At 68.2% G+C, this 25,949-nt stretch carries 36 protein-coding genes; 34 read left to right on the top strand and 2 right to left on the bottom strand.

Annotated elements, in window-relative coordinates:
- Positions 1–93 precede the first annotated feature (93 nt).
- Together fusA and tuf are read left to right on the top strand one after the other, a co-directional pair.
- Positions 94–2,205 (top strand): elongation factor G, encoded by a 2,112-nt coding sequence (gene fusA / locus VYL96_RS11775; protein ID WP_131885276.1) that lies wholly within the window; start codon positions 94–96, stop codon positions 2,203–2,205.
- Positions 2,206–2,381: 176 nt separating this feature from the next.
- Positions 2,382–3,572, top strand: a complete 1,191-nt coding sequence (gene tuf / locus VYL96_RS11770) for an elongation factor Tu (protein ID WP_007628137.1) — start codon at positions 2,382–2,384, stop codon at positions 3,570–3,572.
- Positions 3,573–3,683: 111 nt separating this feature from the next.
- Here tuf and VYL96_RS11765 read toward each other — a convergent pair whose 3' ends face one another.
- Complete coding sequence (locus VYL96_RS11765; protein ID WP_007628135.1) at positions 3,684–3,956, bottom strand: hypothetical protein; 273 nt, start codon at positions 3,954–3,956, stop codon at positions 3,684–3,686.
- A gap of 564 nt (positions 3,957–4,520) precedes the next feature.
- On the opposite strand from VYL96_RS11765, the gene rpsJ reads away from it, so the two are divergent.
- The 31 genes from rpsJ to rplQ all read left to right on the top strand — a co-directional run bounded on the left by rpsJ (position 4,521) and on the right by rplQ (position 23,921).
- Complete coding sequence (gene rpsJ, locus VYL96_RS11760) at positions 4,521–4,826, top strand: 30S ribosomal protein S10 (protein ID WP_003938093.1); 306 nt, start codon at positions 4,521–4,523, stop codon at positions 4,824–4,826.
- A gap of 52 nt (positions 4,827–4,878) precedes the next feature.
- Positions 4,879–5,544, top strand: coding sequence for a 50S ribosomal protein L3 (gene rplC, locus VYL96_RS11755; RefSeq protein ID WP_063971881.1), 666 nt, complete (start codon positions 4,879–4,881; stop codon positions 5,542–5,544).
- Positions 5,541–6,230, top strand: a complete 690-nt coding sequence (gene rplD, locus VYL96_RS11750; RefSeq protein ID WP_131885275.1) for a 50S ribosomal protein L4 — start codon at positions 5,541–5,543, stop codon at positions 6,228–6,230. Before rplC ends, rplD begins: the two co-directional genes overlap by 4 nt.
- Entirely contained in the window at positions 6,227–6,529 is a 303-nt protein-coding gene (rplW, locus tag VYL96_RS11745; RefSeq protein ID WP_131885274.1) for a 50S ribosomal protein L23, read from the top strand. Before rplD ends, rplW begins: the two co-directional genes overlap by 4 nt.
- 31 nt (positions 6,530–6,560) lie before the next feature.
- Positions 6,561–7,397 (top strand): 50S ribosomal protein L2, encoded by an 837-nt coding sequence (gene rplB / locus VYL96_RS11740; protein ID WP_131885273.1) that lies wholly within the window; start codon positions 6,561–6,563, stop codon positions 7,395–7,397.
- Positions 7,398–7,411: 14 nt separating this feature from the next.
- A complete protein-coding gene (gene rpsS / locus VYL96_RS11735) occupies positions 7,412–7,693 on the top strand; it encodes a 30S ribosomal protein S19 (protein ID WP_007628126.1) in 282 nt (93 codons plus the stop codon).
- On the top strand, positions 7,690–8,118 hold the full coding sequence (gene rplV, locus VYL96_RS11730; RefSeq protein ID WP_007628124.1) for a 50S ribosomal protein L22: 429 nt from the start codon (positions 7,690–7,692) through the stop codon (positions 8,116–8,118). Before rpsS ends, rplV begins: the two co-directional genes overlap by 4 nt.
- Positions 8,119–8,937, top strand: a complete 819-nt coding sequence (gene rpsC / locus VYL96_RS11725) for a 30S ribosomal protein S3 (protein WP_131885272.1) — start codon at positions 8,119–8,121, stop codon at positions 8,935–8,937. It begins immediately after the preceding gene.
- A 2-nt stretch (positions 8,938–8,939) separates the two neighbouring features.
- Entirely contained in the window at positions 8,940–9,356 is a 417-nt protein-coding gene (rplP, locus tag VYL96_RS11720; protein ID WP_007628120.1) for a 50S ribosomal protein L16, read from the top strand.
- The gene (gene rpmC / locus VYL96_RS11715) at positions 9,356–9,586 is read left to right on the top strand and encodes a 50S ribosomal protein L29 (RefSeq protein WP_007628118.1); all 231 of its coding nucleotides are present in this window, start codon (positions 9,356–9,358) and stop codon (positions 9,584–9,586) included. Before rplP ends, rpmC begins: the two co-directional genes overlap by 1 nt.
- Positions 9,583–9,879, top strand: a complete 297-nt coding sequence (rpsQ, locus tag VYL96_RS11710; RefSeq protein ID WP_174521529.1) for a 30S ribosomal protein S17 — start codon at positions 9,583–9,585, stop codon at positions 9,877–9,879. The genes rpmC and rpsQ overlap by 4 nt, the downstream gene beginning before the upstream one ends.
- 174 nt (positions 9,880–10,053) lie before the next feature.
- Positions 10,054–11,538 (top strand): alpha/beta hydrolase, encoded by a 1,485-nt coding sequence (locus VYL96_RS11705; protein ID WP_243699614.1) that lies wholly within the window; start codon positions 10,054–10,056, stop codon positions 11,536–11,538.
- Between the two features lie 144 nt (positions 11,539–11,682).
- The gene (gene rplN / locus VYL96_RS11700) at positions 11,683–12,051 is read left to right on the top strand and encodes a 50S ribosomal protein L14 (RefSeq protein ID WP_007628112.1); all 369 of its coding nucleotides are present in this window, start codon (positions 11,683–11,685) and stop codon (positions 12,049–12,051) included.
- 1 nt (position 12,052) lies between these two features.
- On the top strand, positions 12,053–12,367 hold the full coding sequence (gene rplX, locus VYL96_RS11695) for a 50S ribosomal protein L24 (protein WP_007628110.1): 315 nt from the start codon (positions 12,053–12,055) through the stop codon (positions 12,365–12,367).
- A gap of 2 nt (positions 12,368–12,369) precedes the next feature.
- Entirely contained in the window at positions 12,370–12,942 is a 573-nt protein-coding gene (gene rplE / locus VYL96_RS11690; RefSeq protein WP_043566766.1) for a 50S ribosomal protein L5, read from the top strand.
- A gap of 271 nt (positions 12,943–13,213) precedes the next feature.
- Positions 13,214–13,612, top strand: a complete 399-nt coding sequence (rpsH, locus tag VYL96_RS11685; RefSeq protein WP_007628106.1) for a 30S ribosomal protein S8 — start codon at positions 13,214–13,216, stop codon at positions 13,610–13,612.
- A gap of 12 nt (positions 13,613–13,624) precedes the next feature.
- Entirely contained in the window at positions 13,625–14,161 is a 537-nt protein-coding gene (gene rplF / locus VYL96_RS11680; protein WP_131885271.1) for a 50S ribosomal protein L6, read from the top strand.
- Between the two features lie 2 nt (positions 14,162–14,163).
- A complete protein-coding gene (gene rplR, locus VYL96_RS11675) occupies positions 14,164–14,559 on the top strand; it encodes a 50S ribosomal protein L18 (RefSeq protein ID WP_007628102.1) in 396 nt (131 codons plus the stop codon).
- A gap of 43 nt (positions 14,560–14,602) precedes the next feature.
- Positions 14,603–15,262 carry a 30S ribosomal protein S5 gene (gene rpsE, locus VYL96_RS11670; protein WP_007628100.1) on the top strand — a complete coding sequence of 220 codons (660 nt, stop codon included), beginning with the start codon at positions 14,603–14,605 and terminating at the stop codon, positions 15,260–15,262.
- A gap of 2 nt (positions 15,263–15,264) precedes the next feature.
- Complete coding sequence (gene rpmD, locus VYL96_RS11665; protein WP_007628098.1) at positions 15,265–15,447, top strand: 50S ribosomal protein L30; 183 nt, start codon at positions 15,265–15,267, stop codon at positions 15,445–15,447.
- A 2-nt stretch (positions 15,448–15,449) separates the two neighbouring features.
- Positions 15,450–15,899 (top strand): 50S ribosomal protein L15, encoded by a 450-nt coding sequence (rplO, locus tag VYL96_RS11660; protein WP_007628096.1) that lies wholly within the window; start codon positions 15,450–15,452, stop codon positions 15,897–15,899.
- A gap of 204 nt (positions 15,900–16,103) precedes the next feature.
- Positions 16,104–17,426 (top strand): preprotein translocase subunit SecY, encoded by a 1,323-nt coding sequence (gene secY, locus VYL96_RS11655; RefSeq protein ID WP_131885270.1) that lies wholly within the window; start codon positions 16,104–16,106, stop codon positions 17,424–17,426.
- A gap of 48 nt (positions 17,427–17,474) precedes the next feature.
- Complete coding sequence (locus VYL96_RS11650) at positions 17,475–18,020, top strand: adenylate kinase (protein ID WP_070720647.1); 546 nt, start codon at positions 17,475–17,477, stop codon at positions 18,018–18,020.
- 8 nt (positions 18,021–18,028) lie between these two features.
- Positions 18,029–18,832, top strand: a complete 804-nt coding sequence (gene map, locus VYL96_RS11645; protein ID WP_131885269.1) for a type I methionyl aminopeptidase — start codon at positions 18,029–18,031, stop codon at positions 18,830–18,832.
- Between the two features lie 112 nt (positions 18,833–18,944).
- A complete protein-coding gene (locus tag VYL96_RS11640) occupies positions 18,945–20,225 on the top strand; it encodes a lipase family protein (RefSeq protein ID WP_131885268.1) in 1,281 nt (426 codons plus the stop codon).
- Positions 20,226–20,361: 136 nt separating this feature from the next.
- Complete coding sequence (gene infA, locus VYL96_RS11635; RefSeq protein ID WP_005140011.1) at positions 20,362–20,583, top strand: translation initiation factor IF-1; 222 nt, start codon at positions 20,362–20,364, stop codon at positions 20,581–20,583.
- A 168-nt stretch (positions 20,584–20,751) separates the two neighbouring features.
- Positions 20,752–21,120 carry a 30S ribosomal protein S13 gene (rpsM, locus tag VYL96_RS11630; protein ID WP_061228302.1) on the top strand — a complete coding sequence of 123 codons (369 nt, stop codon included), beginning with the start codon at positions 20,752–20,754 and terminating at the stop codon, positions 21,118–21,120.
- Positions 21,120–21,527 (top strand): 30S ribosomal protein S11, encoded by a 408-nt coding sequence (gene rpsK, locus VYL96_RS11625; RefSeq protein ID WP_043566757.1) that lies wholly within the window; start codon positions 21,120–21,122, stop codon positions 21,525–21,527. The genes rpsM and rpsK overlap by 1 nt, the downstream gene beginning before the upstream one ends.
- Before the next feature lie 22 nt (positions 21,528–21,549).
- Complete coding sequence (rpsD, locus tag VYL96_RS11620; protein ID WP_007628084.1) at positions 21,550–22,155, top strand: 30S ribosomal protein S4; 606 nt, start codon at positions 21,550–21,552, stop codon at positions 22,153–22,155.
- A 106-nt stretch (positions 22,156–22,261) separates the two neighbouring features.
- Positions 22,262–23,296 carry a DNA-directed RNA polymerase subunit alpha gene (locus VYL96_RS11615; protein ID WP_131885267.1) on the top strand — a complete coding sequence of 345 codons (1,035 nt, stop codon included), beginning with the start codon at positions 22,262–22,264 and terminating at the stop codon, positions 23,294–23,296.
- A 34-nt stretch (positions 23,297–23,330) separates the two neighbouring features.
- Positions 23,331–23,921 carry a 50S ribosomal protein L17 gene (gene rplQ / locus VYL96_RS11610; RefSeq protein ID WP_131885266.1) on the top strand — a complete coding sequence of 197 codons (591 nt, stop codon included), beginning with the start codon at positions 23,331–23,333 and terminating at the stop codon, positions 23,919–23,921.
- A gap of 74 nt (positions 23,922–23,995) precedes the next feature.
- On the opposite strand, the gene VYL96_RS11605 is transcribed toward rplQ, so the two are convergent.
- Complete coding sequence (locus VYL96_RS11605) at positions 23,996–24,970, bottom strand: SGNH/GDSL hydrolase family protein (protein ID WP_131885265.1); 975 nt, start codon at positions 24,968–24,970, stop codon at positions 23,996–23,998.
- Between the two features lie 77 nt (positions 24,971–25,047).
- On the opposite strand from VYL96_RS11605, the gene truA reads away from it, so the two are divergent.
- A complete protein-coding gene (gene truA / locus VYL96_RS11600) occupies positions 25,048–25,935 on the top strand; it encodes a tRNA pseudouridine(38-40) synthase TruA (protein ID WP_131885264.1) in 888 nt (295 codons plus the stop codon).
- Positions 25,936–25,949: the final 14 nt, after the last annotated feature.

The following is a 25,949-nucleotide window of genomic DNA, read 5'->3' as shown; positions in this document are numbered from 1 at the left end:
CACCGAGTGCGGGTACCGGCAGTAACACCGACCCGGTTCGGACGGTCGACACCGACCGCACGGGCCACCGACGACTCACAATCGGGAGAATCCGTGGCACAGGACGTGCTGACCGACCTCAACAAGGTCCGAAACATCGGCATCATGGCGCACATCGACGCCGGTAAGACCACCACGACCGAGCGCATCCTGTTCTACACGGGTGTCAACCGCAAGGCCGGCGAGACCCACGACGGCGCGTCGACCACCGACTGGATGGAGCAGGAGAAGGAGCGCGGCATCACGATCACCTCGGCCGCGGTGACCTGCTTCTGGAACGACAACCAGATCAACATCATCGACACGCCGGGTCACGTCGACTTCACCGTCGAGGTCGAGCGCTCGCTCCGCGTGCTCGACGGCGCCGTCGCCGTCTTCGACGGCAAGGAGGGCGTCGAGCCCCAGTCCGAGCAGGTCTGGCGCCAGGCCGAGAAGTACGACGTCCCCCGCATCTGCTTCGTCAACAAGATGGACAAGCTGGGCGCGGACTTCTACTACACGGTCCAGACCATCATCGACCGTCTCGGTGCCAAGCCGCTGGTCCTGCAGCTGCCGATCGGTGCCGAGGACCAGTTCGACGGCATCGTCGACCTGCTCACCATGAAGGCCCACGTCTGGCCGGGCAAGACCGAGATCGGTTCCGAGGCGCAGATCCAGGACATCCCGGCCGAGCTCCAGGAGAAGGCCGAGGAGTACCGCGAGAAGCTCCTCGAGACCGTCGCCGAGAGCAGCGAAGAGCTCATGGAGAAGTACTTCGGCGGCGAGGAGCTGACCCTTGACGAGATCAAGGCGGCCATCCGCAAGATGACCGTCAACTCCGAGGTGTACCCCGTTCTGTGCGGTTCCGCGTACAAGAACAAGGGTATCCAGCCGATGCTCAACGCGGTCATCGACTTCCTCCCGACCCCGCTCGACATCGGTGAGGTCCACGGCCACAAGGTCGGCGACGAGGAGACCGAGATCCTGCGGAAGCCGTCCAAGGACGAGCCGTTCTCCGCGCTGGCGTTCAAGATCGCCGTGCACCCCTTCTTCGGCAAGCTCACGTTCGTGCGCGTCTACTCGGGTCGGATCGAGCCGGGTGCCCAGGTCGCCAACTCGACCAAGGGCAAGAAGGAGCGCGTCGGCAAGCTCTTCCAGATGCACGCCAACAAGGAGAACCCGGTCGACGAGGCCGTGGCCGGCAACATCTACGCCTTCATCGGACTCAAGGACACCACCACCGGTGACACGCTGTGCGACCTGAACAACCAGGTCGTCCTCGAGTCGATGACGTTCCCGGACCCGGTCATCGACGTCTCGATCGAGCCCAAGACCAAGGCCGACCAGGAGAAGCTGTCGACCGCCATCCAGAAGCTCGCCGAGGAGGACCCCACCTTCTCCGTGCGTCTGGACGAGGAGACCGGTCAGACGGTCATCGGCGGAATGGGCGAGCTGCACCTGGACGTCCTCGTGGACCGCATGAAGCGCGAGTTCAAGGTCGAGGCCAACGTCGGTAAGCCGCAGGTCGCGTACCGCGAGACCATCAAGGGCTCGATCGACAAGTACGACTACACCCACAAGAAGCAGACCGGTGGTTCCGGTCAGTTCGCGAAGGTGCAGATCGCGCTGGAGCCCCTCGACCAGGAGGCCGTCGAAGAGGGCTCGACCTACGAGTTCAGCGACAAGGTCACCGGTGGCCGCGTGCCCAAGGAGTACATCCCCTCCGTGGACGCCGGCATCCAGGACGCGATGCAGTACGGCATCCTCGCCGGGTACCCGATGGTCAACGTCAAGGCGACCCTGGTCGACGGTGCGTACCACGAGGTGGACTCGTCCGAGATGGCGTTCAAGGTCGCGGGCTCGATGGCCTTCAAGGAGGCCGCCCGCAAGTGCCAGCCCGTGATCCTGGAGCCGCTCATGGCCGTCGAGGTCGTGACGCCCGAGGACTACATGGGTGACGTCATCGGCGACCTCAACTCCCGCCGCGGCCAGGTCAACGCGATGGAGGAGCGCTCCGGCGCCCGCGTCGTGAAGGCCAACGTGCCGCTTTCCGAGATGTTCGGCTACGTCGGCGACCTCCGGTCGAAGACGCAGGGCCGGGCGAACTACTCGATGGTCTTCTCCCACTACGCCGAGGTTCCGGCGAGCGTGGCCAAGGAGATCATCGCCAAGGCGACCGGCGAGTGACCGGTACGGCTCCGGTGCGTCTGTGAAGGTGCACCGGGGCCGATGCCGGCGGCGCACGGTCGAACCTCCGGGTGGCCGCCGGTTCGTGCCTCACGGCACGATGAGTAAGATCAGACCCCACACAATGCAGTGCCCACCTCGACGGGTGGGGACAGACCAGTCCAGGAGGACAACAAGTGGCGAAGGCGAAGTTCGAGCGGACGAAGCCGCACGTTAACATCGGCACCATCGGTCACGTCGACCACGGTAAGACCACCACCACCGCGGCCATCACCAAGGTTCTGGCGGACACCTACCCCGAGCTCAACGACGCCTTCGCGTTCGACGAGATCGACAAGGCGCCGGAGGAGAAGGCTCGTGGTATCACGATCAACATCTCCCACGTCGAGTACCAGACCGAGAAGCGTCACTACGCGCACGTCGACGCCCCCGGTCACGCCGACTACATCAAGAACATGATCACCGGTGCCGCCCAGATGGACGGCGCGATCCTGGTCGTGGCGGCCACCGACGGCCCGATGCCCCAGACCCGTGAGCACGTGCTGCTCGCCCGTCAGGTCGGCGTTCCCTACATCCTCGTCGCTCTCAACAAGTGCGACATGGTCGACGACGAGGAGATCCTCGAGCTCGTCGAGATGGAGGTCCGCGAGCTGCTGGCCTCGCAGGAGTTCGACGAGGACGCCCCCGTCGTGCACATCTCGGCGCTGAAGGCGCTCGAGGGTGACGAGAAGTGGGTCCAGGCCGTTCGCGACCTCATGCAGGCCTGCGACGACTCGATCCCCGATCCCGAGCGTGAGACGGACAAGCCGTTCCTCATGCCCGTCGAGGACGTCTTCACGATCACCGGTCGTGGCACCGTCGTCACCGGTCGTATCGAGCGTGGCCAGATCAACGTCAACGAGGACGTCGAGCTCATCGGTATCCGTGACAAGGCCACCAAGACCACCGTCACGGGCATCGAGATGTTCCGTAAGCTGCTCGACTACGGCGAGGCGGGCGACAACGTCGGTCTGCTGGTCCGTGGCCTCAAGCGCGAGGACGTCGAGCGTGGCCAGGTCGTCATCAAGCCGGGCGCCTACACCCCGCACACCACGTTCGAGGGTCAGGCGTACATCCTGTCCAAGGACGAGGGCGGCCGTCACACGCCGTTCTTCAACAACTACCGCCCGCAGTTCTACTTCCGTACCACGGACGTGACCGGCGTCGTGACCCTCCCCGAGGGCACCGAGATGGTCATGCCGGGCGACAACACCGAGATGAGCGTCGAGCTCATCCAGCCGGTCGCCATGGACGAGGGCCTGCGGTTCGCCATCCGTGAGGGTGGCCGCACCGTCGGCGCCGGCCAGGTCACCAAGATCATCAAGTGATCGAGTGATCCCGCGGCGCGGGTGAGCAACCCGCACCACGTGTGAAGGGCGTCCCACCGCGAGGTGGGGCGCCCTTCACGCATTTCGTGGGAGGCGGTGGGGCGGCGTCGATCACCTACGGCGGCCGAGGATGCTCATGGCCACGGACAGGCCGACCGCGGCGACTCCCGCGAACGCCGTCACCGCGACCGCGGCGACCTGCTCGGCGCTGGCGCCGTGATCGGCGCGACCGGTGCCGATGACCCCGTGTCGCCTGTCCACCTCCTCGAGAGCGCGCAGGAGCGCGTCGGGGTCACCTCCCTTGTCGGGATGATGGCGGAGGACCGCCTGCCGCCTGTCCCTTCGATAGGCGACAGGGTCGCGGGGTTCACGTCGACTGTTCACGGGCAGCTCTCCTAGGCGCGGACGGGGTCGCTGATCTCCCCGACGGTACCCAAGTCGGGGCGCGCGCCGTGGCGCCGTCCGGGACGACACGGCGTGGGCGTCGGATGGCCGGGGCGCGCCGATTTTGCCCCCGGCGACGATGTACTGCATACTGGTCAAGTTGCCCGGACAAGGCGGCGTCTGCGTATGGGTCCTCACGGATCGGTTCGTGGTGCCGGGTTGGTCGGGCGAGCACGACAAGGGCGGGTGAGCGATCACCCGCCGGAAAAGCGGGAGGGCGACACGCCCGACCGCGTGGACGCTTCGTGACATGTCAACAGCGGCAGCGGATCGGTCCGCCGTCATCCTCGCCTCGCGCGAGTGGGCGGTATCCCGTCCTCTGGAGGTCTCGTAGTCGTGTCATGTGCGTGCACGGGGGAGCCCTCCACGACGGGCACCGATGCACGAGACCGGGTTATCGACGGTCTGACGGTGTCACGTATGACAAGCGAACACAGCAGTGTCCCCGCGCGGCGAGGGCGCTCACGACAGCCGCCTTCATGGGCGGGAGGAGAAGAGGACGAAGTGGCGGGACAAAAGATCCGCATCCGGCTCAAGGCCTATGACCACGAGGCCATCGACGCCTCGGCGCGCAAGATCGTCGAGACGGTGACCCGTACGGGTGCTCGTGTCGTCGGCCCGGTGCCGCTGCCCACCGAGAAGAACGTCTACTGCGTCATCCGCTCGCCGCACAAGTACAAGGATTCGCGTGAGCACTTCGAGATGCGTACCCACAAGCGGCTGATCGACATTCTCGACCCCACGCCGAAGACCGTGGACGCGCTCATGCGCATCGACCTGCCTGCCAGCGTCGACGTCAACATCCAGTGACCTCCGACCGCGTAGCGGTCAGCAAGCAACGTGCAGCGGAGACAGTGAACAGATGAGTAACACCGAGATCAAGGGCATCCTGGGCGCCAAGCTCGGCATGACCCAGGTCTTCGACGAGAACAACCGGGTGGTCCCGGTGACCGTCGTGAAGGCCGGGCCGTGCGTCGTGACCGGGATTCGTACCGAAGAGAACGACGGCTACAACGCCGTCCAGATCGCGTTCGGCGCGGTCGACCCCCGCAAGGTCACCAAGCCGGTCGCGGGTCAGTTCGAGAAGGCCGGGGTCACCCCGCGCCGCCACATCGCCGAGATCCGCCTCGACAACGCCGAGCAGGCCGCCGGCTTCGAGATCGGCCAGGAGATCGGCGCCGACGTGTTCGAGGACGGCGCCTTCGTCGACGTCACCGGCACGTCGAAGGGCAAAGGTTTCGCCGGCACCATGAAGCGCCACGGCTTCGCCGGCCAGGGTGCCTCGCACGGTACCCAGGCCGTGCACCGTAAGCCGGGTTCCATCGGCGGCGCCTCGACGCCCGGCCGCGTCTTCAAGGGCAAGGCCATGGCCGGCCGCATGGGCAACGAGCGTGTGACCACCATGAACCTCAAGGTCCACAAGGTCGACGCCGAGGCCGGCGTCCTCCTCATCAAGGGAGCCATCCCGGGTCGCAACGGCGGCCTCGTGATGGTCCGTTCCGCTGTGAAGGGCGGTGCGCGCGCATGACCTCGACGGAGAACACCGTGAACCTCAAGCTGGATGTCCGTACCCCGGCCGGCTCGACCGACGGCTCGGTCGAGCTCCCCGCCGAGATCTTCGGCGTCGAGCCCAATCTGCCCCTGATGCACCAGGTCGTGGTGGCGCAGCTCGCCGCGGCGCGGCAGGGCACCCACTCGACCAAGACCCGCGGCGAGGTCAGCGGCGGCGGTCGTAAGCCGTTCCGCCAGAAGGGCACCGGCCGCGCCCGTCAGGGCTCGACCCGCGCTCCCGCCTACACCGGCGGCGGTACGGTCCACGGCCCCAAGCCGCGTGACTACTCGCAGCGCACCCCCAAGAAGATGAAGGCCGCCGCTCTCCGTGGCGCCCTGTCCGACCGGGCCGCCAGCGAGCGCATCCACGTGGTCACCGAGTTCGTCGAGGGCCAGAAGCCGTCGACCTCCGGTGTCCGTGACTTCCTCGGCACCCTGTCCGACCGGAAGAAGTTCCTGATCGTGGTCGGTCGTGAGGACCTCGCCGCATGGCGCTCCGCCGCCAACCTCGATCATGTCCACCCGATCGCTCCGGATCAGCTCAACACCTACGACGTCCTGAACGCCGACGACGTCGTGTTCTCGGTCGAGGCTCTGGACGCGTTCGTCACGCAGGCGAGCCGTTCGCTCGCCGGCAAGGCTGCGAAGGAGGCCGACAAGTGAGCACCGTCGCCGATCCCCGGGACGTGATCCTCGCCCCGGTCGTCTCCGAGAAGGCCTACGGCCTGCTCGAGCAGGGCGTGTACACGTTCCTGGTGGCCCCGGACGCCAACAAGACGCAGATCAAGATCGCCATCCAGGAGATCTTCGGCGTCACGGTGGAGTCTGTGAACACCGCTAACCGTCAGGGCAAGCGCAAGCGCGCCCGCACCGGGTACGGCCAGCGCAAGAGCACCAAGCGCGCCATCGTGACCCTCGCGGCCGACAGCAAGCCCATCGAGATCCCGGGTCTGACCGCCTGACGGCGGGAAGAGTTAAGGACGAGAGAACCTCATGGCTATCCGCAAGTACAAGCCCACGACCCCCGGTCGTCGCGGCTCGAGCGTCTCGGACTTCGCCGAGATCACCCGCTCGACGCCCGAGAAGTCGCTGCTGCGCCCGCTGAGCAAGACCGGCGGCCGCAACGGCCACGGCCGCATCACCACCCGTCACAAGGGCGGTGGGCACAAGCGCCAGTACCGCGTCATCGACTTCCGTCGGAACGACAAGGACGGCGTGCTCGCCACCGTGGCGCACATCGAGTACGACCCGAACCGCACCGCGAACATCGCGCTCCTGCACTACGCGGACGGCGAGAAGCGCTACATCCTCGCCCCCCGCAACCTCAAGCAGGGCATGAAGGTCGAGTCGGGCGCAGGCGCCGACATCAAGACCGGCAACAACCTGCCGCTCCGCAACATCCCCGCCGGCACGATCGTGCACGCGGTGGAGCTGCGCCCGGGCGGCGGCGCCAAGATGGCCCGTGCGGCCGGCGCCGGTATCCAGCTGCTCGGCAAGGAGGGCGCCTACGCGTCCCTGCGTATGCCGTCCGGTGAGATCCGCCGCGTCGACGTGCGCTGCCGCGCCACGATCGGCGAGGTCGGCAACGCCGAGCAGGCCAACATCAACTGGGGTAAGGCCGGCCGTATGCGGTGGAAGGGCGTCCGCCCGACCGTCCGTGGTGTGGTCATGAACCCCATCGACCACCCGCACGGTGGTGGCGAGGGCAAGACGTCCGGTGGACGTCACCCCGTCAGCCCGTGGGGCCAGCCCGAGGGCCGGACCCGCAAGCCCAACAAGGCGAGCGACAGCCTCATCGTCCGTCGCCGTCGCACCGGTAAGAAGCGCTAAGGAGGGAAACTAGGATGCCTCGTAGTCTCAAGAAGGGTCCGTTCGTCGACGAACACCTCCTCGCGAAGGTGGACGTGCAGAACGACAAGGGCACTCATCAGGTCATCAAGACCTGGTCGCGTCGCTCGACGATCCTGCCCGATTTCATCGGCCACACGTTCGCCGTCCACGACGGCCGCAAGCATGTGCCCGTGTTCGTGTCCGACTCGATGGTGGGTCACAAGCTCGGCGAGTTCGCGCCGACGCGCACGTTCAAGGGGCACATCAAGGACGATCGGAAGAGTAAGCGTCGATGAGCACTGACACCCAGAAGAACGAAGCGCAGGCCGAGCAGAAGCTCACCGCCCGCGCCACCGCTAAGTTCGTCCGCGTGACGCCCATGAAGGCGCGTCGCGTGATCGACCTGGTCCGGGGCAAGGACGCCTCTGACGCGCTGGACATCCTGCGGTTCGCCCCGCAGGCCGCCAGCGAGCCGGTCGCCAAGGTTCTGGCGTCGGCTATCGCGAACGCCGAGAACAACCTGGATCTGGATCCCCGGACCCTGGTCGTCACCACGGCGTACGCCGACGAGGGGCCGACCCTGAAGCGGTTCCGTCCGCGCGCCCAGGGCCGGGCCTTCCGCGTGCGGAAGCGCACGAGCCACATCACCGTCGAGGTGACCAGCGTGCCCGAGAAGGCCGGGTCCGGCCGGGGACGTCGTAACCAGGGAGGTGCCCGCTAAATGGGACAGAAGATCCATCCGCACGGCTTCCGTCTGGGCATCACCTCGGACTGGACGTCCAAGTGGTTCGCCGACAAGCAGTACGCCGACTACGTGTCCGAGGACATCAAGATCCGCCAGCTCCTGTCGAAGGGCATGGAGCGGGCCGGCATCTCGGGCGTGGACATCTCGCGTACCCGTGACCGGGTCCACGTGGACATCCACACCGCCCGTCCCGGCATCGTGATCGGTCGTCGTGGCGCCGAGGCCGACCGCCTGCGTGGCGAGCTCGAGAAGCTCACCGGCAAGCAGGTCCACCTCAACATCCTCGAGATCAAGAACACCGAGGCCGACGCCCAGCTCGTTGCCCAGGGCATCGCCGAGCAGCTGTCCAACCGCGTGGCCTTCCGCCGCGCGATGCGCAAGGGCATCCAGTCCGCCATGCGCCAGCCGCAGGTCAAGGGCATCAAGGTGGTCTGCTCGGGTCGTCTCGGCGGTGCCGAGATGTCCCGTTCGGAGCGCTACCACGAGGGTCGCGTCCCGCTCCACACCCTCCGTGCCGAGATCGACTACGGCGCGTACGAGGCCAAGACGACCTTCGGTCGCATCGGCGTCAAGGTGTGGATCTACAAGGGCGACGTCGTGGGCGGTCGCCGCGAGTCCGACCAGTACGCCCAGTCCAGCAACCGCGGTGGCGCTGACCGTGGCCCGCGCCGCGAGCGTGGTGCCGGCCGGCCCCGTCGCTCCGGCGCCCAGGGCACCACGGCCACCAGCACCGAGACCGGCCGCGCCGGCTCGGCTGCCCCGGCCGAGGCGCCCGCAGAAAACAAGGAGGCCTGACCGTGCTGATCCCGAAGCGCGTCAAGCACCGCAAGCAGCACCACCCCGGCCGCAGCGGTGCGGCCAAGGGCGGCACCAAGGTGACGTTCGGTGACTACGGCATCCAGGCCCTCGAGCCGGCGTACGTCACCAACCGTCAGATCGAGTCCGCTCGTATCGCCATCAACCGCCACATTAAGCGTGGCGGCAAGGTCTGGATCAACATCTACCCGGACCGTCCGCTGACCAAGAAGCCCGCCGAGGTCCGCATGGGCTCCGGTAAGGGTTCGGTCGAGTGGTGGGTCGCCAACGTCAAGCCGGGACGCATCCTCTTCGAGATGTCGTACCCGAACGAGGAGACTGCTCGCGAGGCGCTTCGCCGCGCGCAGCACAAGCTCCCCTGTAAGACCCGCATCGTGACCCGGGAGGAGCAGTTCTGATGGCTAGTGGAACCACCGCCCCCGAGCTGCGCGAGCTCGACGCGGAAGCGCTGACCGCGCGTCTGCGTGAGGCCAAGGAAGAGCTGTTCAACCTGCGCTTCCAGATGGCCACCGGTCAGCTGACCAACAACCGTCGCCTGCGTGTCGTCCGTCACGACATCGCTCGCATCTACACCGTCATGCGCGAGCGCGAGCTCGGGCTGTCGGCGGCGCCGGGTGATGCCAAGTGAGTGACAAGGAAGCAGTTGTGACTGAGTCCAACGAGAACACCGAGCGCAACAGCCGCAAGGTGCGGATCGGGTACGTCGTGTCCGACAAGATGGAGAAGACCATCGTCGTCGAGCTCGAGGACCGCGTGAAGCACCCGCTGTACGGCAAGATCATGCGTCGTACCGAGCGCGTCAAGGCGCACGACGAGACCAACACCGCCGGTGTCGGCGACCGCGTGCGGATCATGGAGACCCGCCCGCTGTCCGCCTCGAAGCGGTACCGCCTCGTGGAGGTCCTGGAGCGCGCCAAGTAGGTCCGCCCCGCTCCACACGAGCAACCCGCCCCTGGGATTCCCGGGGGCGGGTTGTTCGCATTTGTCACATGAGTAGACGCTGATACGACGGGGAACGTACTGTGTCATCGGCCCGGGTACGGACCGGAGCCTCACACACGACAGCGACATCGCCCAGCCAGGACAGGACGCCACATGACCGTACGAGTGGATATCCACCAGCGGAAGGAAGTGCGAGCCGGGGCCGCCCGCGGATTGCGCGCCCTCGCCGCGTCGGCAGCCGCGGTGGCTCTGATCGCCGGCGGGGCCGTGCCGGCCGCCGCGCAGAGCCCCGACGCCGGATCGATCGGGCCGGGGTCCGTCGACCCTGCGTCCCTGGCGCCGAGCGTCGTGCCCGGGAGCCTGTTCGGGGTCCCGTCGCTGAGTATTGCCGCCTCGACCCATCTCGGCGCGCCGATCCCGTTGACGGGCGTCCTCGGATCACTCGCGGACGCCGGGTCCGGGGATTTCGCTCGGCCCGGCAGCTCGCTGCCGCCCGGGCAGCCGATAGCGGTCCGCGACAAGTCGATCACCCGGTCCGAGGTGCGGAGCATAGATCCGCTCTTCCCCGCGTCCCCACACGAGGTCGACGGGCGCGCCGAGGTCTGGACGGTCACGTCGGCGACGATGCAGCGGGTCGTGCGGGTGGAGGTCTACCGCGCTCCCGCGGGCGTCGACGCCCCCAACGTCTACTTCCTCGACGGTGTGGGCAGCGAGTCACCCTCGGGCTGGAGCGGCGGCATGGGCTGGGGCGATCCGGCCGTGCGCGACCTCGACGTCAACGTGATCGCGCCGACCGGCGCTCCGTCATCGATGTGGTCCGACTGGCGGACCGACGATCCGGTCCTCGGCCCCAACAGCTGGGAGACGTTCCTGACCGAGGAGCTGCCGCCGCTGCTCGAGCAGGGTCTCGAAGGCACCGCCGACGGGCTCGCGCACAACGGGGACTGGGGCGTGTTGGGCGTCTCGATGGGGGCGGCGTCGGCGCTCCACCTGGCCAACACCACTCCTGAGATGTTCGGCGGGGCAGGGGGAGTCTCGGGCGCCTATTCGACGCTGGACGAGCTCGGGTACCAGTACGCCCGTCTGACCGTGGCCGCCCGCCACGGTGATGTGACCAACATGTGGGGGCCGCGCGGATCGCAGGCGTGGGAGGACCACGACACCGTCGCCGACCCCAGCGGGCTCGCCGGACAGTCCGTGTTCCTCAGTGCCGCCACCGGCCTCGTCGGATCGACCGAGCTGGGGTACTTCGGGAGTAACGAAGTCGTGCTGCTCGACGGCCACATCCTCGAGAAGGGGTCCTACGAGAGCACCCGCGCGCTCGAGGGCGCACTGCGCGGGGTCCCAGATGTCGATCTGCAGGTCGTCTACATGGACGCCGGTATCCACAACTGGCCTACCTTCGTCCCGCAGATGCTTCCGGGGCTGCAGCACATCCTCTCCGGGCTCGATGCCGCCGTTCCCAACTCCCGGGCCACGACCGGGGGACTGGCGGACCGCGGACACGGCCCGGTCGGCTCGCTGGGCTCGGCCGGGTCCTCCGGCGCTACGGGCTCCGCCGGGTCTTCCGGCTCGGCCGGCTCCTCCGGCTCGCTCCGCATGGAGGGCGCGGGGTCGGTGGGGTCGGGCGGCAACTGACCGGGATTTGGGCCACGCAGGGGCAGCACCCTACACTGGAACAGTTGCCCGAGCTGGCGCGTACGTTTCGCGCGCCCGGGCGGCATGACCGCGTGTGTCGGGTCGGTATCCGGCACACATCGAACAGACCTGGTCAGGAGAACCATGATCCAGCAGGAGTCGCGGCTGAAGGTCGCCGACAACACGGGTGCCAAGGAGATTCTCTGCATCCGCGTTCTCGGCGGCTCCAAGCGTCGCTACGCGGGCGTGGGCGACATCATCGTCGCCACCGTCAAGGACGCCATCCCCGGCGGCAACGTCAAGAAGGGTGAGGTCGTCAAGGCCGTCATCGTGCGCACCGCCAAGGAGCGCCGTCGCCCGGACGGGTCGTACATCAAGTTCGACGAGAACGCCGCCGTCATCATCAAGAACGACAACGACCCGCGTGGCACGCGCATCTTCGGGCCCGTCGGCCGCGAGCTGCGCGACAAGAAGTTCATGCGCATCGTCTCGCTGGCTCCGGAGGTGCTCTGACATGAAGGTTCACAAGGGCGACACCGTGCTCGTCATCTCGGGCAAGGACAAGGGCGCGAAGGGCAAGGTCATCCAGGCCTTCCCCGCGCAGGAGAAGGTCCTCGTCGAGGGCGTCAACCGCATCAAGAAGCACACCTCCAACTCGGCTGCCGAGCGTGGCGCCTCCTCCGGCGGCATCGTCACCCAGGAGGCCCCGATCCACGTGTCCAACGTGATGGTCGTGGACGCCGACGGCACCCCGACCCGGGTCGGAATCCGCACCGACGAGAACGGCAAGCGCGTCCGTGTCTCGCGTAAGACCGGGAAGGACCTGTGACCATGACCGATACCGCTCTTCCCACCGGCTACACCCCGCGCCTCAAGGCGAAGTACCGTAGCGAGATCAAGCCGGCGCTGAACGAGACGTTCGAGTACGCGAACGTCATGCAGATCCCGGGCGTCGTCAAGGTCGTCGTCAACATGGGTGTCGGTGACGCCGCTCGCGACGCCAAGCTCATCAACGGCGCGATCAACGACCTCACCCTGATCACCGGCCAGAAGCCGGAGGTCCGTCGGGCCCGCAAGTCCATCGCGCAGTTCAAGCTGCGTGAGGGCATGCCCATCGGCGCGCGCGTCACCCTCCGTGGCGACCGCATGTGGGAGTTCCTGGACCGTCTGACGACCGTCGCCCTGCCGCGTATCCGCGACTTCCGCGGCCTCTCCGGCAAGCAGTTCGACGGCCACGGCAACTACACCTTCGGTCTCAACGAGCAGACGATGTTCTACGAGATCGACGTCGACAAGGTCGATCGTCCGCGCGGCATGGACATCACGGTCGTCACCACCGCGACGAACGACGAAGAGGGCCGAGCGCTTCTCAAGCACCTCGGTTTCCCCTTCAAGGAGAACTGATCCTCTCCTGACAGGCCGGACCGGCCGTCCTCGCCGGGGCACCGCATCGCGGGTTCCCGGCGACGGGCAGACGGCCCAGTCGTCTGGTCGTGAGCAGTGAGAAGAGCACTGTGAACGGCGGGACACCCGAGCGCCCCACGGGGAGCCGGATCCCATACAAGAGAACATTCGCACTCTTCGTGATAGGCCCACGGCGTTCGCGGGCGGCCCACAGGTCGCCGGACGGGCGTGTTGCATGGGAACCGTTACGAGAAAGGAACATGGTCCATCCATGTCGATGACCGATCCCATCGCGGACATGCTGACGCGTGTGCGTAACGCCAACTCGGCGTTCCACGACACCGTGTCGATGCCGCATTCCAAGCTCAAGGGCAACATCGCGGCGATCCTCAAGCAGGAGGGTTACATCGCCGACTACGCCGTCTCCGACGCCGAGGTGGGCAAGAAGCTCACCATCGATCTGAAGTACGGCCCGTCCCGCCAGCGGAGCATCCAGGGCATCAAGCGCATCTCGAAGCCGGGTCTGCGCGTGTACGCCAAGTCCACCGAACTGCCCAAGGTCCTCGGCGGACTGGGCGTCGCGATCATCTCGACGTCCCAGGGGCTGCTCACCGACCGTCAGGCGAACAACAAGAAGGTGGGCGGGGAAGTCCTCGCCTACGTCTGGTAAGGGGGCGACGAAATGTCACGTATCGGCAAGGCTCCGATCACGGTCCCGTCCGGTGTCGACATCAAGGTCGACGGCCAGACCATCACGGTCAAGGGCCCCAAGGGTGAGCTCACCCAGGTGCTGCCCGAGCCCATCTCGGTGACAGTCGAGGAGGGCACCATCACGGTGAACCGTCCCGACGACCACCGCGACAACCGCTCCCTGCACGGCCTCTCCCGCTCGCTGGTCAACAACATGGTCGTGGGCGTGACCGAGGGGTACAAGCAGGACATGGAGATCTTCGGCGTCGGTTACCGCGTCGTGGCCAAGGGCTCGGACCTCGAGTTCGCCCTCGGTTACTCGCACCCGGTGCCGGTCGCCGCCCCGGCGGGCATCACGTTCGCCGTCGACGGTGCGACCAAGTTCTCGATCTCCGGTATCGACAAGCAGCAGGTGGGCCAGATCGCCGCCAACATCAAGCGACTGCGGAAGCACGACCCGTACAAGGGCAAGGGCATCCGCTACGCCGGCGAGCAGGTCCGTCGCAAGGTCGGAAAGACGGGTAAGTGATCATGAGCAGCACCAAGAAGCGTTCCCCGCTGGGAACCGACGCCTCGACCGCACGTCGCGAGGGTCGCGCCCGGCGCCATTACCGCCTCCGCAAGAAGGTCTCCGGCACGCCGGAGCGCCCGCGGTTGGTCGTCAACCGCTCCTCGCGCCACATCCACGCCCAGATCGTCGACGACCTGGCGGGCCGCACGCTCGCCGCCGCGTCGACCATCGAGGCCGATGTGCGGTCCCTCGAGGGCGACAAGAAGGCCCGCAGCGCGAAGGTCGGCCAGCTCCTGGCCGAGCGCGCCAAGGCCGCCGGCATCGACGCCGTCGTGTTCGACCGTGGTGGCAACAAGTACCACGGTCGGATCGCGTCGCTCGCCGACGCCGCCCGCGAGGGTGGGCTGGAGTTCTGATGATCAACACCACTGCACTGACCGCGAATGGAAGGACCGTCTGATGCCGGGACGTCAGCGTCGTGACGGCGGAGGCAACGGACCCGCCGCAGACAACAAGAACACCAACGACAACGCTCAGGGGCGCGGCGGCGACCGCGGCCGCGGGCGGGGCCGCGACGACCGTCGTGGCCGCCACGACGACGAGAAGTCGCAGTACATCGAGCGCGTCGTCACCATCAACCGCGTCTCCAAGGTCGTGAAGGGCGGTCGGCGTTTCAGCTTCACCGCGCTCGTGATCCTCGGTGACGGCAACGGCATGGTCGGCGTCGGCTACGGCAAGGCCAAGGAAGTCCCCGCGGCCATCCAGAAGGGCAACGAGGAGGCCCGGAAGAACTTCTTCCGCGTCCCGCTCATCGGCTCCACCATCCCGCACCCCATCCAGGGTGAGGCCGCCGCCGGCGTCGTCATGCTGCGCCCGGCGTCCCCGGGTACCGGTGTCATTGCCGGTGGCGCCGCCCGCGCCGTGCTCGAGGCCGCCGGCGTCAACGACATCCTGTGCAAGTCGCTCGGGTCGGACAACGCCATCAACGTCGTTCACGCGACCGTGGCCGCCCTCAAGGGTCTGCACCGCCCGGAGGAGGTCGCGGCCCGTCGCGGCCTGCCGATCGAGGACGTCGCGCCCGCGGGCATGCTCCGCGCGCGTGCCGGACAGGGGGCCTGACCATGGCGAACCTCAAGATCACCCAGGTCCGTGGGACCGTCGGGACCAAGAAGAACCAGCGGGACTCCCTGCGTACGCTCGGCCTCAAGGGCATCCGGAAGTCGGTCGTGCGTGAGGACAACGCGCAGACCCGGGGTCTCATCAACGTCGTGAACCACCTCGTCGTGGTCGAAGAGACGGAGTGAGAATGACCATCAAGTTGCACCACCTGCGTCCCGCGCCGGGCGCCCACACCGACAAGATCCGCGTTGGTCGCGGTGAAGGCGGCAAGCGGGGCAAGACGGCCGGCCGCGGTACCAAGGGCACCAAGGCGCGTAAGAACGTCCCCGCGGCGTTCGAGGGCGGCCAGATGCCGATCCACATGCGGCTCCCGAAGCTCAAGGGCTTCAAGAACCGCAACAAGGTCGTTTTCCAGGTCGTCAACGTGTCCGACATCCAGCGGCTGTTCCCCAACGGCGGCGAGATCGGCGTGGCCGAGCTCGTCGACGCGGGCGCTGTCCGCAAGAACCAGCCGGTCAAGGTTCTCGGTGACGGGGAGATCTCCGTCGCCGTCACCCTGACCGTCGACAAGGTCTCCGCGTCGGCCAAGAGCAAGATCGAGGCCGCCGGCGGAAGCGTGTCGGAGGCCGGGGCCTGATCCCCGGCAGGCCCGTCGAGGGCCGCTGAGGTGCGCAGGGGTCGGGTCCGAGAGTCTCGGATCCGGCCCCTGCCCTCGTCTTGATAGAGTTTTCCCGTTGTGCGCTCCGGGCCCGGCATCCGCCGTGCGGTCCATCCGACCCGCTCCCGGCGCATCTGCTTTCGACGACCGGCGGCCCACGGCCGACCACGACCAGGAGGACATGTGCTCTCCGCACTCGCGTCCGCGATCAAGGACCGGGACCTGAGGAAGAAGATCCTCTTCACCCTCGGGATCATCATCCTCTACCGGATCGGCGCGCAGATCCCGTCGCCCGGCGTCGACTACCCCAAGCTCCGCGGGTTGCTTGACACTGCGATGACAGGGGAGAACGCGCAGCTGTACTCGCTGGTCAACCTGTTCTCCGGTGGCGCGCTACTGCAACTTTCGGTGTTCGCGATCGGCATCATGCCGTACATCACCGCGAGCATCATCGTGCAGCTGCTCACCGTGGTCATCCCTCATTTCGAGCAGTTGAAGAAGGAAGGACAGTCGGGTCAGGCGAAGATGACGCAATACACGCGTTATCTCACCATCGCCCTGGCGGTCCTCCAGTCCTCGGGCATCGTCGCCCTCGCCGACCGTGGACAACTCCTGGGTAACGGCCAGTCCGTCCTCATGGACAACGAGATCATCACGCTTGTCACCATCGTGATCGTCATGACCGCGGGTGCCGCCCTCGTGATGTGGTTCGGCGAGCTCATCACCGACCGCGGCGTCGGCAACGGCATGTCGCTGCTCATCTTCGCCGGCATCGCGTCCCGCATCCCCGCCGAGGGCGTGAACATCTATCAGAACTCGTCGACCATGAAGTTCGCCGCGGTCATGTTCGCGGTGGTGCTCATCGTCGTCGCCGTCGTCTTCGTCGAGCAGGGGCAGCGGCGGATCCCCGTCCAGTACGCCAAGCGGATGGTCGGTCGCCGTCAGTACGGCGGGACCTCGACCTACCTGCCGCTGAAGGTCAACCAGGCGGGCGTCATCCCCGTGATCTTCGCGTCGTCGCTCATGTACGTGCCGATCCTCATCACCCAGCTGGTGCAGGGCCCCGAGCCGTCGGGCGACGGGTTCTGGCAGCGCTACGTGATGCAGTACCTCCAGAACCCGTCGAGCTGGGGCTACATCGTCCTGTACTTCGCCCTCATCATCTTCTTCGCGTACTTCTACGTGGCCATCCAGTTCGATCCGATGGAGCAGGCCGAGAACATGAAGAAGTACGGCGGCTTCATCCCGGGGATCCGGCCCGGCCGTCCGACCGCCGAGTACCTGGGCTACGTCCTCAACCGGATCCTGCTCTTCGGCTCGCTGTACCTCGGCCTCATCGCCGTGCTCCCGAACATCTTCCTCGACATGGGCAGCGGGGGTGGCGACATGCAGAACATGCCGTTCGGCGGCACCGCCGTGCTCATCATGGTCTCCGTGGGCCTCGACACCGTGAAGCAGATCGAAGCCCAGTTGATGCAGCGCAACTACGAGGGCTTCCTCAAGTAGCCGCGGCCTCGTCCGAGCAACCCCACTGTAGAAAGGCTGGTCCCCACCATGCGTCTCGTCCTCCTCGGCCCTCCCGGTGCCGGTAAGGGAACCCAGGCGGCTCTGTTGTCGGAGAAGCTCGGCGTGCCCCACATCTCGACCGGTGACCTCTTCCGTGCCAACATCTCCCAGGGCACCGACCTGGGCAAGGAGGCGAAGGGCTACATCGACGCGGGCAACCTGGTCCCCGCGGAGGTGACCAACCGCATGGTCAAGGCCCGGATCGCCGAGCCCGACGCCGAGGAGGGCTTCCTGCTCGACGGGTACCCGCGCAGCGTCGCGCAGGCGGACGCCCTCAAGGAGATGCTCTCCGAGGCGGGGTGCTCCCTCGACGCGGTGCTGGAGTTCAAGGTCGACGACGACACGGTGGTCCAGCGGATGCTCGCCCGTGGTCGCGAGGACGACACCGAGGACGTCATCCGGAATCGCATGTCCGTGTACCGGTCCGAGACCGCCCCTCTGCTCGAGTACTACGCGGGCGACGTCAAGAGCATCGACGCCGTCGGTGAGGTCGAGGAGATCAACGCCCGCGCGCTCGCCGCGCTGGGTCGCTGACGCCCGCCGTGTTCGGCCGGTCGCGCAAGGGCGTCGTCACCGCCCGCACAGCGGGGGAGCTGGACGCCATGGAGGCGGCGGGCCGCATCGTCGGCCGCACGCTCATCGCGGTCCGGGACGCCGCCGTCCCGGGCGCGACGACAGGCGACCTCGACGAGGTCGCGGAGCAGTTGATCCGCGAGTCCGGCGCCATACCGTCCTTCAAGGGCTACGAGGGCTTCCCGGGTTCCATCTGTTCCTCGGTCAACGAGGTCGTGGTGCACGGGATCCCCGGACCGGACACGGTGCTGCGCGACGGCGACCTCGTCTCGATCGACTGCGGCGCCATCCTCGAGGGATGGCACGGTGACTCGGCGTGGACGTTCGGCGTGGGTTCTCTCGCGCCCGATGTCGCCGCCCTCAACGACGCGACGCGTGAGGTCCTCGAGGAGGGCATGCTCGCGATGCTCCCCGGGAACAGGCTGACCGACGTGTCGCACGCACTCGAGGTGGCCACCCGGCGCGCCGAGGAACGGCACGGCGTGGCCCTCGGGATCGTCGATGGTTTCGGCGGCCACGGTATCGGCCGTGAGATGCACGAATGGCCGTTCCTCGCCAACGAGGGCAAGCCCGGTAGGGGACCGCGCCTCCAGGAGGGTTCGGTCCTGGCGATCGAGCCGATGCTGGTTCTCGGCGGAGAGACCGACACGCGGACCCTTTCGGACGACTGGACGGTCGTCACGGTCGACGGCTCGCCGGCCTCGCACTGGGAACACACCGTCGCCGTTACCGCCGACGGTCCGCGCATCCTCACGCCGCGGCCACTCGGCTGAGGCGGGTCGTTCCGCGCCTCGGAGGGCGCAGGCCGGCCCGGGGGCCGGCCACGGACGACCGCGGTCGGGTTAGCATGTTCTCTCGGTTCAGATCGGCCTGAAAGGTCAGGGCATGCCCATACCCGTCCGCGTTCCCCGAGAACTCCCCACGTCGGTGCGTCCCGCGGTCGCGGTCCTGGTGATGCTCTCCCTCGTGCTGGCGCAGGCCCTGCTCGTACCGCAGGGAGCCGCCGCACAATCCGTGGCGGAGGGCGGCGCGGGGTCGATCGCGGAGGACCCGCAGCCCGGACCCTTCTACCACGCTGACCCGCAGGCGCTCGCGGATGCGGCGCCGGGCCGGGTCATCAACTCCAGGACCGTGACGATGCCGGTCTTCCTCGGGTACGGCGTCACCGAGATCGCGTACCGGTCCACGGACACTCGGGACCGGCCGCTGCTGGCCACCGCGACCGTGGTCCGACCCCATCACGCCCGCCCCGACGGCCCGGTCCTGAGCTACCAGCACTACCTCAACGCGTTGGGGCAGCGGTGTGCGCCCACCGAGACCCTCGTGCACCCCACCCTCGAGACCTTGCAGGACAACGCCATGGTCTTCCTCCGGTCCCGTCTGGACCAGGGCTGGACCGTCATCATCCCGGACCATCTGGGACCCAAGGTCGCCTACCCGGGGGGACAGCTGTCCGGGCGCATCGTCCTGGACGGCATGCGGGCGGTGCGGGATGACCCTCGTTTCGATTCCCGGAACAGCCGGTTCGGCGCGCTGGGGTACTCGGGGGGCGGCATCGCCAGTGCCTGGGTCTCGCTCCTGCACGACGACTACGCCCCCGACGTGAACCTGGTGGGCGTTGCGCAGGGCGGCGTCCCGACGGACATGACCACGATGGCGCGGATGATCGGCAACCAGCCGCACCCGGCGTTCGGGTTGGCGTTCGCCGCCGCGGTGGGGATGGCCCGTGAGTACCCGGAAGCGATCCGTCTCGAGGAGAAGCTCACCCCTGACGGTTGGCATCTCTACCAACAGCTGAAGGGCCGGTGTACCGCAACGCTGCTGACCTTCGGCGCGTTCCGGTCGGTCCCGATGGTCCTGCGTGGCGGCGACCTCATGGCGGAGGAGGGGCTCATGCGCGCATTCGCCGAGAACAGCGTCCGCCTCAGTCCGGATGTGCCGCGGGTGCCGGTGTTCATGTGGCATTCCGGCACCGATCCTCTCGTGCCGTTCTGGGACGCGGAGGAGACGGCGAAGCGGTACTGCCGCGAAGGTGCGCCGGTCACCTGGGAACCCGGCCTGGCGCCCGAGCATCTGTTGGGCGCGGTGGAGAAGCTCCCGGCGGCCATGAACTGGCTGCAGCAGCGGTTTGAGGGCGCCCCCGACGGTCGCGCCTGCTACGTCTGACAGGTGGCCGGGCGGGCCGGTTCGTCGTGATTGGCGCTGACCAGCGACCTCGCGTAGGCTTATACGTCGGTGTGCCCACCAGCGCACCACAATCCGGTAGACGTCATCCGGGGAATCGTGGAGGACCGTAACCAGCATGGCAAAGAAAGACGGAGCCATCGAGGTCGAGGGCCGTGTCGTCGAGCCGTTGCCGAACGCAATGTTCCGCATCGAGCTCGAGAACGGGCACAAGGTCCTCGCCCACATCAGCGGGAAGATGCGGCAGCACTACATCCGCATCCTCCCGGAGGACCGCGTCGTCGTGGAGCTCTCGCCCTACGACCTGACGCGTGGTCGGATCGTCTACCGCTACAAGTAAAGACGCTCAACTCCCCGTACCAGCCGCCGCCTCCGCGAAAGGGGTCGGCGGGTTCGTACCCCCGGTTGCGGAGGCCGGGGCCCCGGACGGTTGCTCATCGAGAGATGACCATCCGGATCGGGGACGGTCGGGGAGCAGACCTACCGCACGACGAAAGAGATACGCCACATGGCACGCCTTGCCGGCGTCGATCTCCCACGCGACAAGCGCATGGAGATCGCGCTCACCTACATTTTCGGCATCGGTCGCACCCGGTCGCTGGAGATCCTGGAGCGTACGGGTATCAGCCCCGATCTGCGCACCAAGGACCTCTCCGACGAGCAGCTGACCGTCCTTCGTGACGACATCGAGGGCAACTACAAGGTGGAGGGTGACCTCCGCCGCGAGATCCAGGGCGACATCCGCCGGAAGATCGAGATCGGTAGCTACCAGGGACTGCGTCACCGTCGTGGACTGCCCGTCCGTGGTCAGCGCACCAAGACCAATGCCCGTACCCGTAAGGGTCCGAAGAAGACCGTCGCCGGAAAGAAGAAGTAATGCCCCCCAAGTCACGCGCTGCGGGCCCGAAGAAGACGGGCCGTCGCAAGGATAAGAAGAACGTGCCCCTGGGCCAGGCCCACATCAAGAGCACGTTCAACAACACGATCGTCTCGATCACCGACCCGTCCGGTGGCGTCCTCGCATGGGCGTCCTCCGGCCACGTCGGCTTCAAGGGCTCGCGTAAGTCGACGCCCTTCGCCGCCCAGCTCGCCGCCGAGAACGCGGCCCGCAAGGCGCAGGAGCACGGCGTCAAGAAGGTCGACGTGTTCGTCAAGGGCCCCGGCTCGGGACGTGAGACCGCGATCCGCTCCCTCCAGGCCGCCGGCCTCGAGGTGGGCACGATCTCCGATGTCACCCCCCAGCCCCACAACGGCTGTCGTCCGCCCAAGCGGCGTCGAGTCTGAGCCGGAAGGAACGCACTAGACCATGGCACGTTACACCGGCCCCGTCACCCGCAAGTCCCGCCGTCTCGGCGTGGACCTCGTGGGTGGAGACACCGCATTCGAGCGTCGGCCCTTCCCGCCCGGTCATCACGGCCGTGCGCGGATCAAGGAGTCCGAGTACCGCACCCAGCTGCAGGAGAAGCAGAAGGCCCGCTTCACCTACGGCGTGATGGAGAAGCAGTTCCGCCGCTACTACGAGGAGGCCAACCGCCGCGCCGGTAAGACCGGTGAGAACCTCCTCCAGATCCTCGAGTCGCGACTGGACAACGTCGTGTACCGCGCGGGTCTCGCGCGGACGCGCCGCCAGGCCCGTCAGCTCGTGGCGCACGGCCACTTCCTGGTCAACGACCAGAAGGTGACCATCCCGAGCTACCGCGTCTCGCAGTACGACATCATCGATGTCCGTCCCAAGTCCACCAAGATGGACTGGTTCGAGATCGCCCAGGAGACGCTCGGTGAGCGTCCCGTCCCGGCGTGGCTGCAGGTCGTCCCCACGACCCTGCGGATCCTCGTCCACCAGCTCCCCGAGCGCGCCCAGATCGAGGTGCCGCTGCAGGAGCAGCTGATCGTCGAGCTCTACTCGAAGTGATCTGTCCTCCCTCGTCGCCGGGCGGGCCGCACACCGCGGCCCGCCCGGCGACGGTGGGTTCCCACGGCGTCAAATAGCGGGCGCCGAGAATCGAAAGAGGTAGCACATGCTCATCTCCCAGCGGCCCACCCTCACCGAGGAGGTCGTCTCCGAGAACCGCTCGCGGTTCGTGCTCGAGCCCCTCGAGCCCGGTTTCGGCTACACCATCGGCAACTCGCTGCGGCGCACGCTGCTGTCGTCCATCCCGGGCGCGGCCGTGACCAGCATCCGCATCGAGGGCGTCCTGCACGAGTTCACCACCGTGCCGGGTGTCAAGGAGGATGTCACCGACATCATCCTCAACCTCAAGGGCCTGGTCGTCTCGTCCGTCGAGGACGAGCCGGTCACCATGTACCTCAAGAAGCAGGGGCCGGGTGCCGTCACCGCCGGTGACATCGTCCCGCCCGTCGGCGTCGAGGTGCACAACCCGGACCTGCACATCGCCACTCTCAACGAGAAGGGCCGTCTGGAGATCGAGCTGGTCGTCGAGCGTGGCCGTGGCTACGTGCCCGCCGGGCTCAACAAGGACGCGGGCCACGAGATCGGCCGGATCCCGGTCGACTCGATCTACTCGCCCGTCCTCAAGGTGACCTACAAGGTCGAGGCCACCCGTGTGCACCAGCGCACCGACTTCGACCGCCTGGTCCTGGACGTCGAGACCAAGAACTCGATGACCGCCCGGGACGCCCTGGCGTCCGCCGGCAAGACCCTCGTCGAGCTGTTCGGCCTCGCCCGTGAGCTCAACGAGGAGGCGGAGGGCATCGAGATCGGGCCCAGCCCGGCCGAGGCCGACCACATCGCCGCCTACGGCATGCCCATCGACGACCTGGACCTGTCGGTCCGGTCCTACAACTGCCTCAAGCGCGAGGGCGTCCACACGGTGGGCGAGCTCGTGGCGCGCAGCGAGTCGGACCTGCTCGACATCCGCAACTTCGGCCAGAAGTCGATCGACGAGGTCAAGGTCAAGCTCGTCGAGCTGGGCCTGTCGCTCAAGGACGCGCCCCCCGGATTCGATCCCGCCTCGGTCGCCGGCTACGACGCCGAGACCGGGACGTGGACCGACGAGGGCGGCGAGGATTACGCCGAGACCGAGCAGCTCTGACGAGCGGCCGGAAAACCATTCCTAGGAGAATCTGATGCCCAAGCCCAAGAAGGGCGCCCGCCTCGGCGGATCCGCCGCCCACCAGCGGCTCATCCTCTCGAACCTGGCCACCCAGCTGTTCGAGCACGATGCCATCCGCACCACGGAGACCAAGGCGAAGCTGCTGCGCCCCTACGCGGAGAAGCTCATCACCAAGGCCCGCCGCGGCACGCTGGCCGACCGTCGTGAGGCCGCCAAGGTCATCCGCGACAAGGACGTCCTGCACAAGCTGTTCGCCGAGATCGGCCCGCGTGCGGCCAACCGCGACGGTGGCTACACCCGGATCGTCAAGCTCGAGAACCGCAAGGGCGACAACGCGCCCATGGCGATGATCGCGCTCGTCACCGAGGAGCTCGCCTCCGCCGAGGCCTCCCGCGCCACCCGCGCCGCCGCCTCCAAGGCCGCCGCCGCGCCGGCCGCCACCGAGTCGACCGACGACGTGACCGCCGAGGCCGAGGCCAACAGCCCGATCGCCGACCAGGTCGAGGCCGCCGACGACGCCCAGGTGGACGCCGCCGAGGAGACCGCCGAGGCCGTGTCCGAGGACGCGACCCACGCCGAGGGTTCGGACGCCGACAAGGCCTGATCCGCCCCGGCACGCGATGCAGGGCCCCGTCACCGCACCCGCGGAGACGGGGCCCTCGTCGTACGCGCCGGCGGTCAGAGCACGTCGGCGACCGCCTCGGCCATCGCCCGGTGCCCGGCCGCCGTGGGGTGCATCGGGTGCGAGGCGGTCTCGATGCCGGTGAAGTCGGTGTAGCGCCGGGCCGCCGGCGCGCAGGCGTGGCGGCTCGCGGCGTCGTCGGGCAGGACCGCCTCGGCGCCGGCGCGGTCCGCCGCGTCCACGACGACCCGGTTGATCCGCTCCGTGACGGACCGGGTCCAGTCCACGTCGCCCGGGCTCATCCGCGCCACGAAGTCGCAGCCTCCGCGCTCGGGAACCAGCGGGAGGTACGCGGTGGTGACGATCGTGGCGTCGGGCGAGCGCTCCCGGATGCCGGCGTACACGGCGTCCAGTCGGTCCGGCAGCCCGGCCAACGCGTCCGAGGTGACCTCGTCCAGCCGCTCGCGGCAGGGCGCCCCGTCGGCGACGCGGGGTGCCCGCACCACGCAGCCCACGATGTCCCCGAACCCGATGTCGTTTCCGCCGATCGACAGCGTCACCAGGTCCGTGTCCGCGGTGAGGGCGTCGAACTGCGGCGGGGTCCCGGCGATCTGGGGCGCGGTCATGTCGACCGTCCGCGCGCCGCCGCAGGTGACGTCGACGAACTCGCCCGGCCCGATGTCGCCGGCGAGCAGTGCCGGGTAGTTGCGGGTGGAACGCAGGCACGCCTCCGGCCCGCTCGTGGGGGCGTCGGTCGGCCCCAGGGCGGCGAACGAGTCGCCCAGCGCCACGTACCGGGTCACGACGGGACCGGGCCGTTCCGTGGCGTCGGTGGGCGCGGGAGGGGACGCGACGGGCGGGGCCTCGTCGTCGTCCCCGGAACAGGCCCCCAGCGCGAGGGCGAGGGCCACCCCGGCGGCGAGGAGCGCGGCGTCGTGGGGGCGGCCGCGCAGGGCGCGGCGCGGGGGACGGACCGACGGGGCGGACGGCCCCGGTGCCGGCCGGGACGGGGACGACGGCGACGACGACATGGACCCATCGTGCCGGACCGGGCGGCGGCGGGCTGGTGTGGCGGGCGCGCGCGGGCGTGGTCTAGCGTCTGTAGGCCGTGAGCACCCGCCGGATCCGCCTCGACGTCGCCTATGACGGTACCGACTTCTCCGGGTGGGCGCGTCAGCCCGGGCTGCGGACGGTGTGCGGGGTGCTCGAGGCCGAACTCTCCACGGTCCTGCGCCACCCCGTCGTGCTGACGGTCGCCGGACGGACCGACGCCGGGGTACACGCCCGCGCGCAGGTCTGCCACCTCGACGTGGATCCGGCGTGGCTCGACCAGCGTTCGCTGGGCGGGCGCCCCGAGGCGCTGGTGCGCAGGCTCGCACGGCTGTTGCCCGCGGACATCGCGGTGATGGACGCCCGCTGGGTGCCGGACGAGTTCGACGCCCGCTTCTCCGCCCTGCGCCGACACTACGAGTACCGCCTCACCACCGCGCCGTGGGGCGCCGAACCCACCCGCGCCCGCGACACGGCGGCGTGGACCCGCACCGCGGACCTCGAGGCGGTGCGCGCGGCCTCGGAGCGATTGCTGGGCCTCCACGACTTCGCCGCGTTCTGCCGCCGCCGCGAGGGCGCCACCACCATCCGGGAGCTGCAGCGCTTCGAGTGGCGGACCGAGCCGGATCCGCGCGGCGCCGACGCGCCAGGTGCGGCCGAGGTGTGGGCGGCGTCGGTGAGCGCGGACGCGTTCTGCTGGTCGATGGTGCGCAGCCTCGTGGGCGCCGTGATGGCCGTGGGGGAGGGCCGGCGCAGCCTCGAGTGGATCAGTGGGTTGCTGGCCGAGACCGAGCGGTCCTCCGCGGTCCCCGTGGCGCCCGCGTGCGGGTTGTCGCTGATCGGGGTCGACTACCCGGCCGACGACGAGCTCGCCGCGCGTAACCTCGTCACGCGCGAGGTGCGGCCGGGCCCCGCCGGCGGCGCGGCGGGGTGCTGCGGAGGATAGCCGCACAGAGCGGC

Origin of the sequence: Dietzia maris, from assembly GCF_036287335.1 — a bacterium.
GTDB lineage: Bacteria > Actinomycetota > Actinomycetes > Mycobacteriales > Mycobacteriaceae > Dietzia > Dietzia cinnamea.
Note: the sequence above shows the minus strand (reverse complement) of the source record. Positions and strands in the feature narration are given on the sequence as shown.

Coding starts and splice junctions, on each gene's coding strand:
- rplQ (WP_131885266.1), top strand. CDS start 23,331: ATGCCCAAGCCCAAGAAGGGCGCCCGCCTCGGCGGATCCGCCGCCCAC.
- rpsM (WP_061228302.1), top strand. CDS start 20,752: ATGGCACGCCTTGCCGGCGTCGATCTCCCACGCGACAAGCGCATGGAG.
- VYL96_RS11705 (WP_243699614.1), top strand. CDS start 10,054: ATGACCGTACGAGTGGATATCCACCAGCGGAAGGAAGTGCGAGCCGGG.
- rplN (WP_007628112.1), top strand. CDS start 11,683: ATGATCCAGCAGGAGTCGCGGCTGAAGGTCGCCGACAACACGGGTGCC.
- rplF (WP_131885271.1), top strand. CDS start 13,625: ATGTCACGTATCGGCAAGGCTCCGATCACGGTCCCGTCCGGTGTCGAC.
- rplC (WP_063971881.1), top strand. CDS start 4,879: ATGAGTAACACCGAGATCAAGGGCATCCTGGGCGCCAAGCTCGGCATG.
- rplE (WP_043566766.1), top strand. CDS start 12,370: ATGACCGATACCGCTCTTCCCACCGGCTACACCCCGCGCCTCAAGGCG.
- rpsS (WP_007628126.1), top strand. CDS start 7,412: ATGCCTCGTAGTCTCAAGAAGGGTCCGTTCGTCGACGAACACCTCCTC.
- rpsE (WP_007628100.1), top strand. CDS start 14,603: ATGCCGGGACGTCAGCGTCGTGACGGCGGAGGCAACGGACCCGCCGCA.
- VYL96_RS11640 (WP_131885268.1), top strand. CDS start 18,945: ATGCCCATACCCGTCCGCGTTCCCCGAGAACTCCCCACGTCGGTGCGT.
- rplB (WP_131885273.1), top strand. CDS start 6,561: ATGGCTATCCGCAAGTACAAGCCCACGACCCCCGGTCGTCGCGGCTCG.
- rplO (WP_007628096.1), top strand. CDS start 15,450: ATGACCATCAAGTTGCACCACCTGCGTCCCGCGCCGGGCGCCCACACC.
- VYL96_RS11605 (WP_131885265.1), bottom strand. CDS start 24,970: ATGTCGTCGTCGCCGTCGTCCCCGTCCCGGCCGGCACCGGGGCCGTCC.
- rpsK (WP_043566757.1), top strand. CDS start 21,120: ATGCCCCCCAAGTCACGCGCTGCGGGCCCGAAGAAGACGGGCCGTCGC.
- rplR (WP_007628102.1), top strand. CDS start 14,164: ATGAGCAGCACCAAGAAGCGTTCCCCGCTGGGAACCGACGCCTCGACC.
- rpsH (WP_007628106.1), top strand. CDS start 13,214: ATGTCGATGACCGATCCCATCGCGGACATGCTGACGCGTGTGCGTAAC.
- rplV (WP_007628124.1), top strand. CDS start 7,690: ATGAGCACTGACACCCAGAAGAACGAAGCGCAGGCCGAGCAGAAGCTC.
- rpsD (WP_007628084.1), top strand. CDS start 21,550: ATGGCACGTTACACCGGCCCCGTCACCCGCAAGTCCCGCCGTCTCGGC.
- VYL96_RS11650 (WP_070720647.1), top strand. CDS start 17,475: ATGCGTCTCGTCCTCCTCGGCCCTCCCGGTGCCGGTAAGGGAACCCAG.
- VYL96_RS11615 (WP_131885267.1), top strand. CDS start 22,262: ATGCTCATCTCCCAGCGGCCCACCCTCACCGAGGAGGTCGTCTCCGAG.
- rplX (WP_007628110.1), top strand. CDS start 12,053: ATGAAGGTTCACAAGGGCGACACCGTGCTCGTCATCTCGGGCAAGGAC.
- infA (WP_005140011.1), top strand. CDS start 20,362: ATGGCAAAGAAAGACGGAGCCATCGAGGTCGAGGGCCGTGTCGTCGAG.
- rpmC (WP_007628118.1), top strand. CDS start 9,356: ATGGCTAGTGGAACCACCGCCCCCGAGCTGCGCGAGCTCGACGCGGAA.
- rplD (WP_131885275.1), top strand. CDS start 5,541: ATGACCTCGACGGAGAACACCGTGAACCTCAAGCTGGATGTCCGTACC.
- rpsC (WP_131885272.1), top strand. CDS start 8,119: ATGGGACAGAAGATCCATCCGCACGGCTTCCGTCTGGGCATCACCTCG.
- rpmD (WP_007628098.1), top strand. CDS start 15,265: ATGGCGAACCTCAAGATCACCCAGGTCCGTGGGACCGTCGGGACCAAG.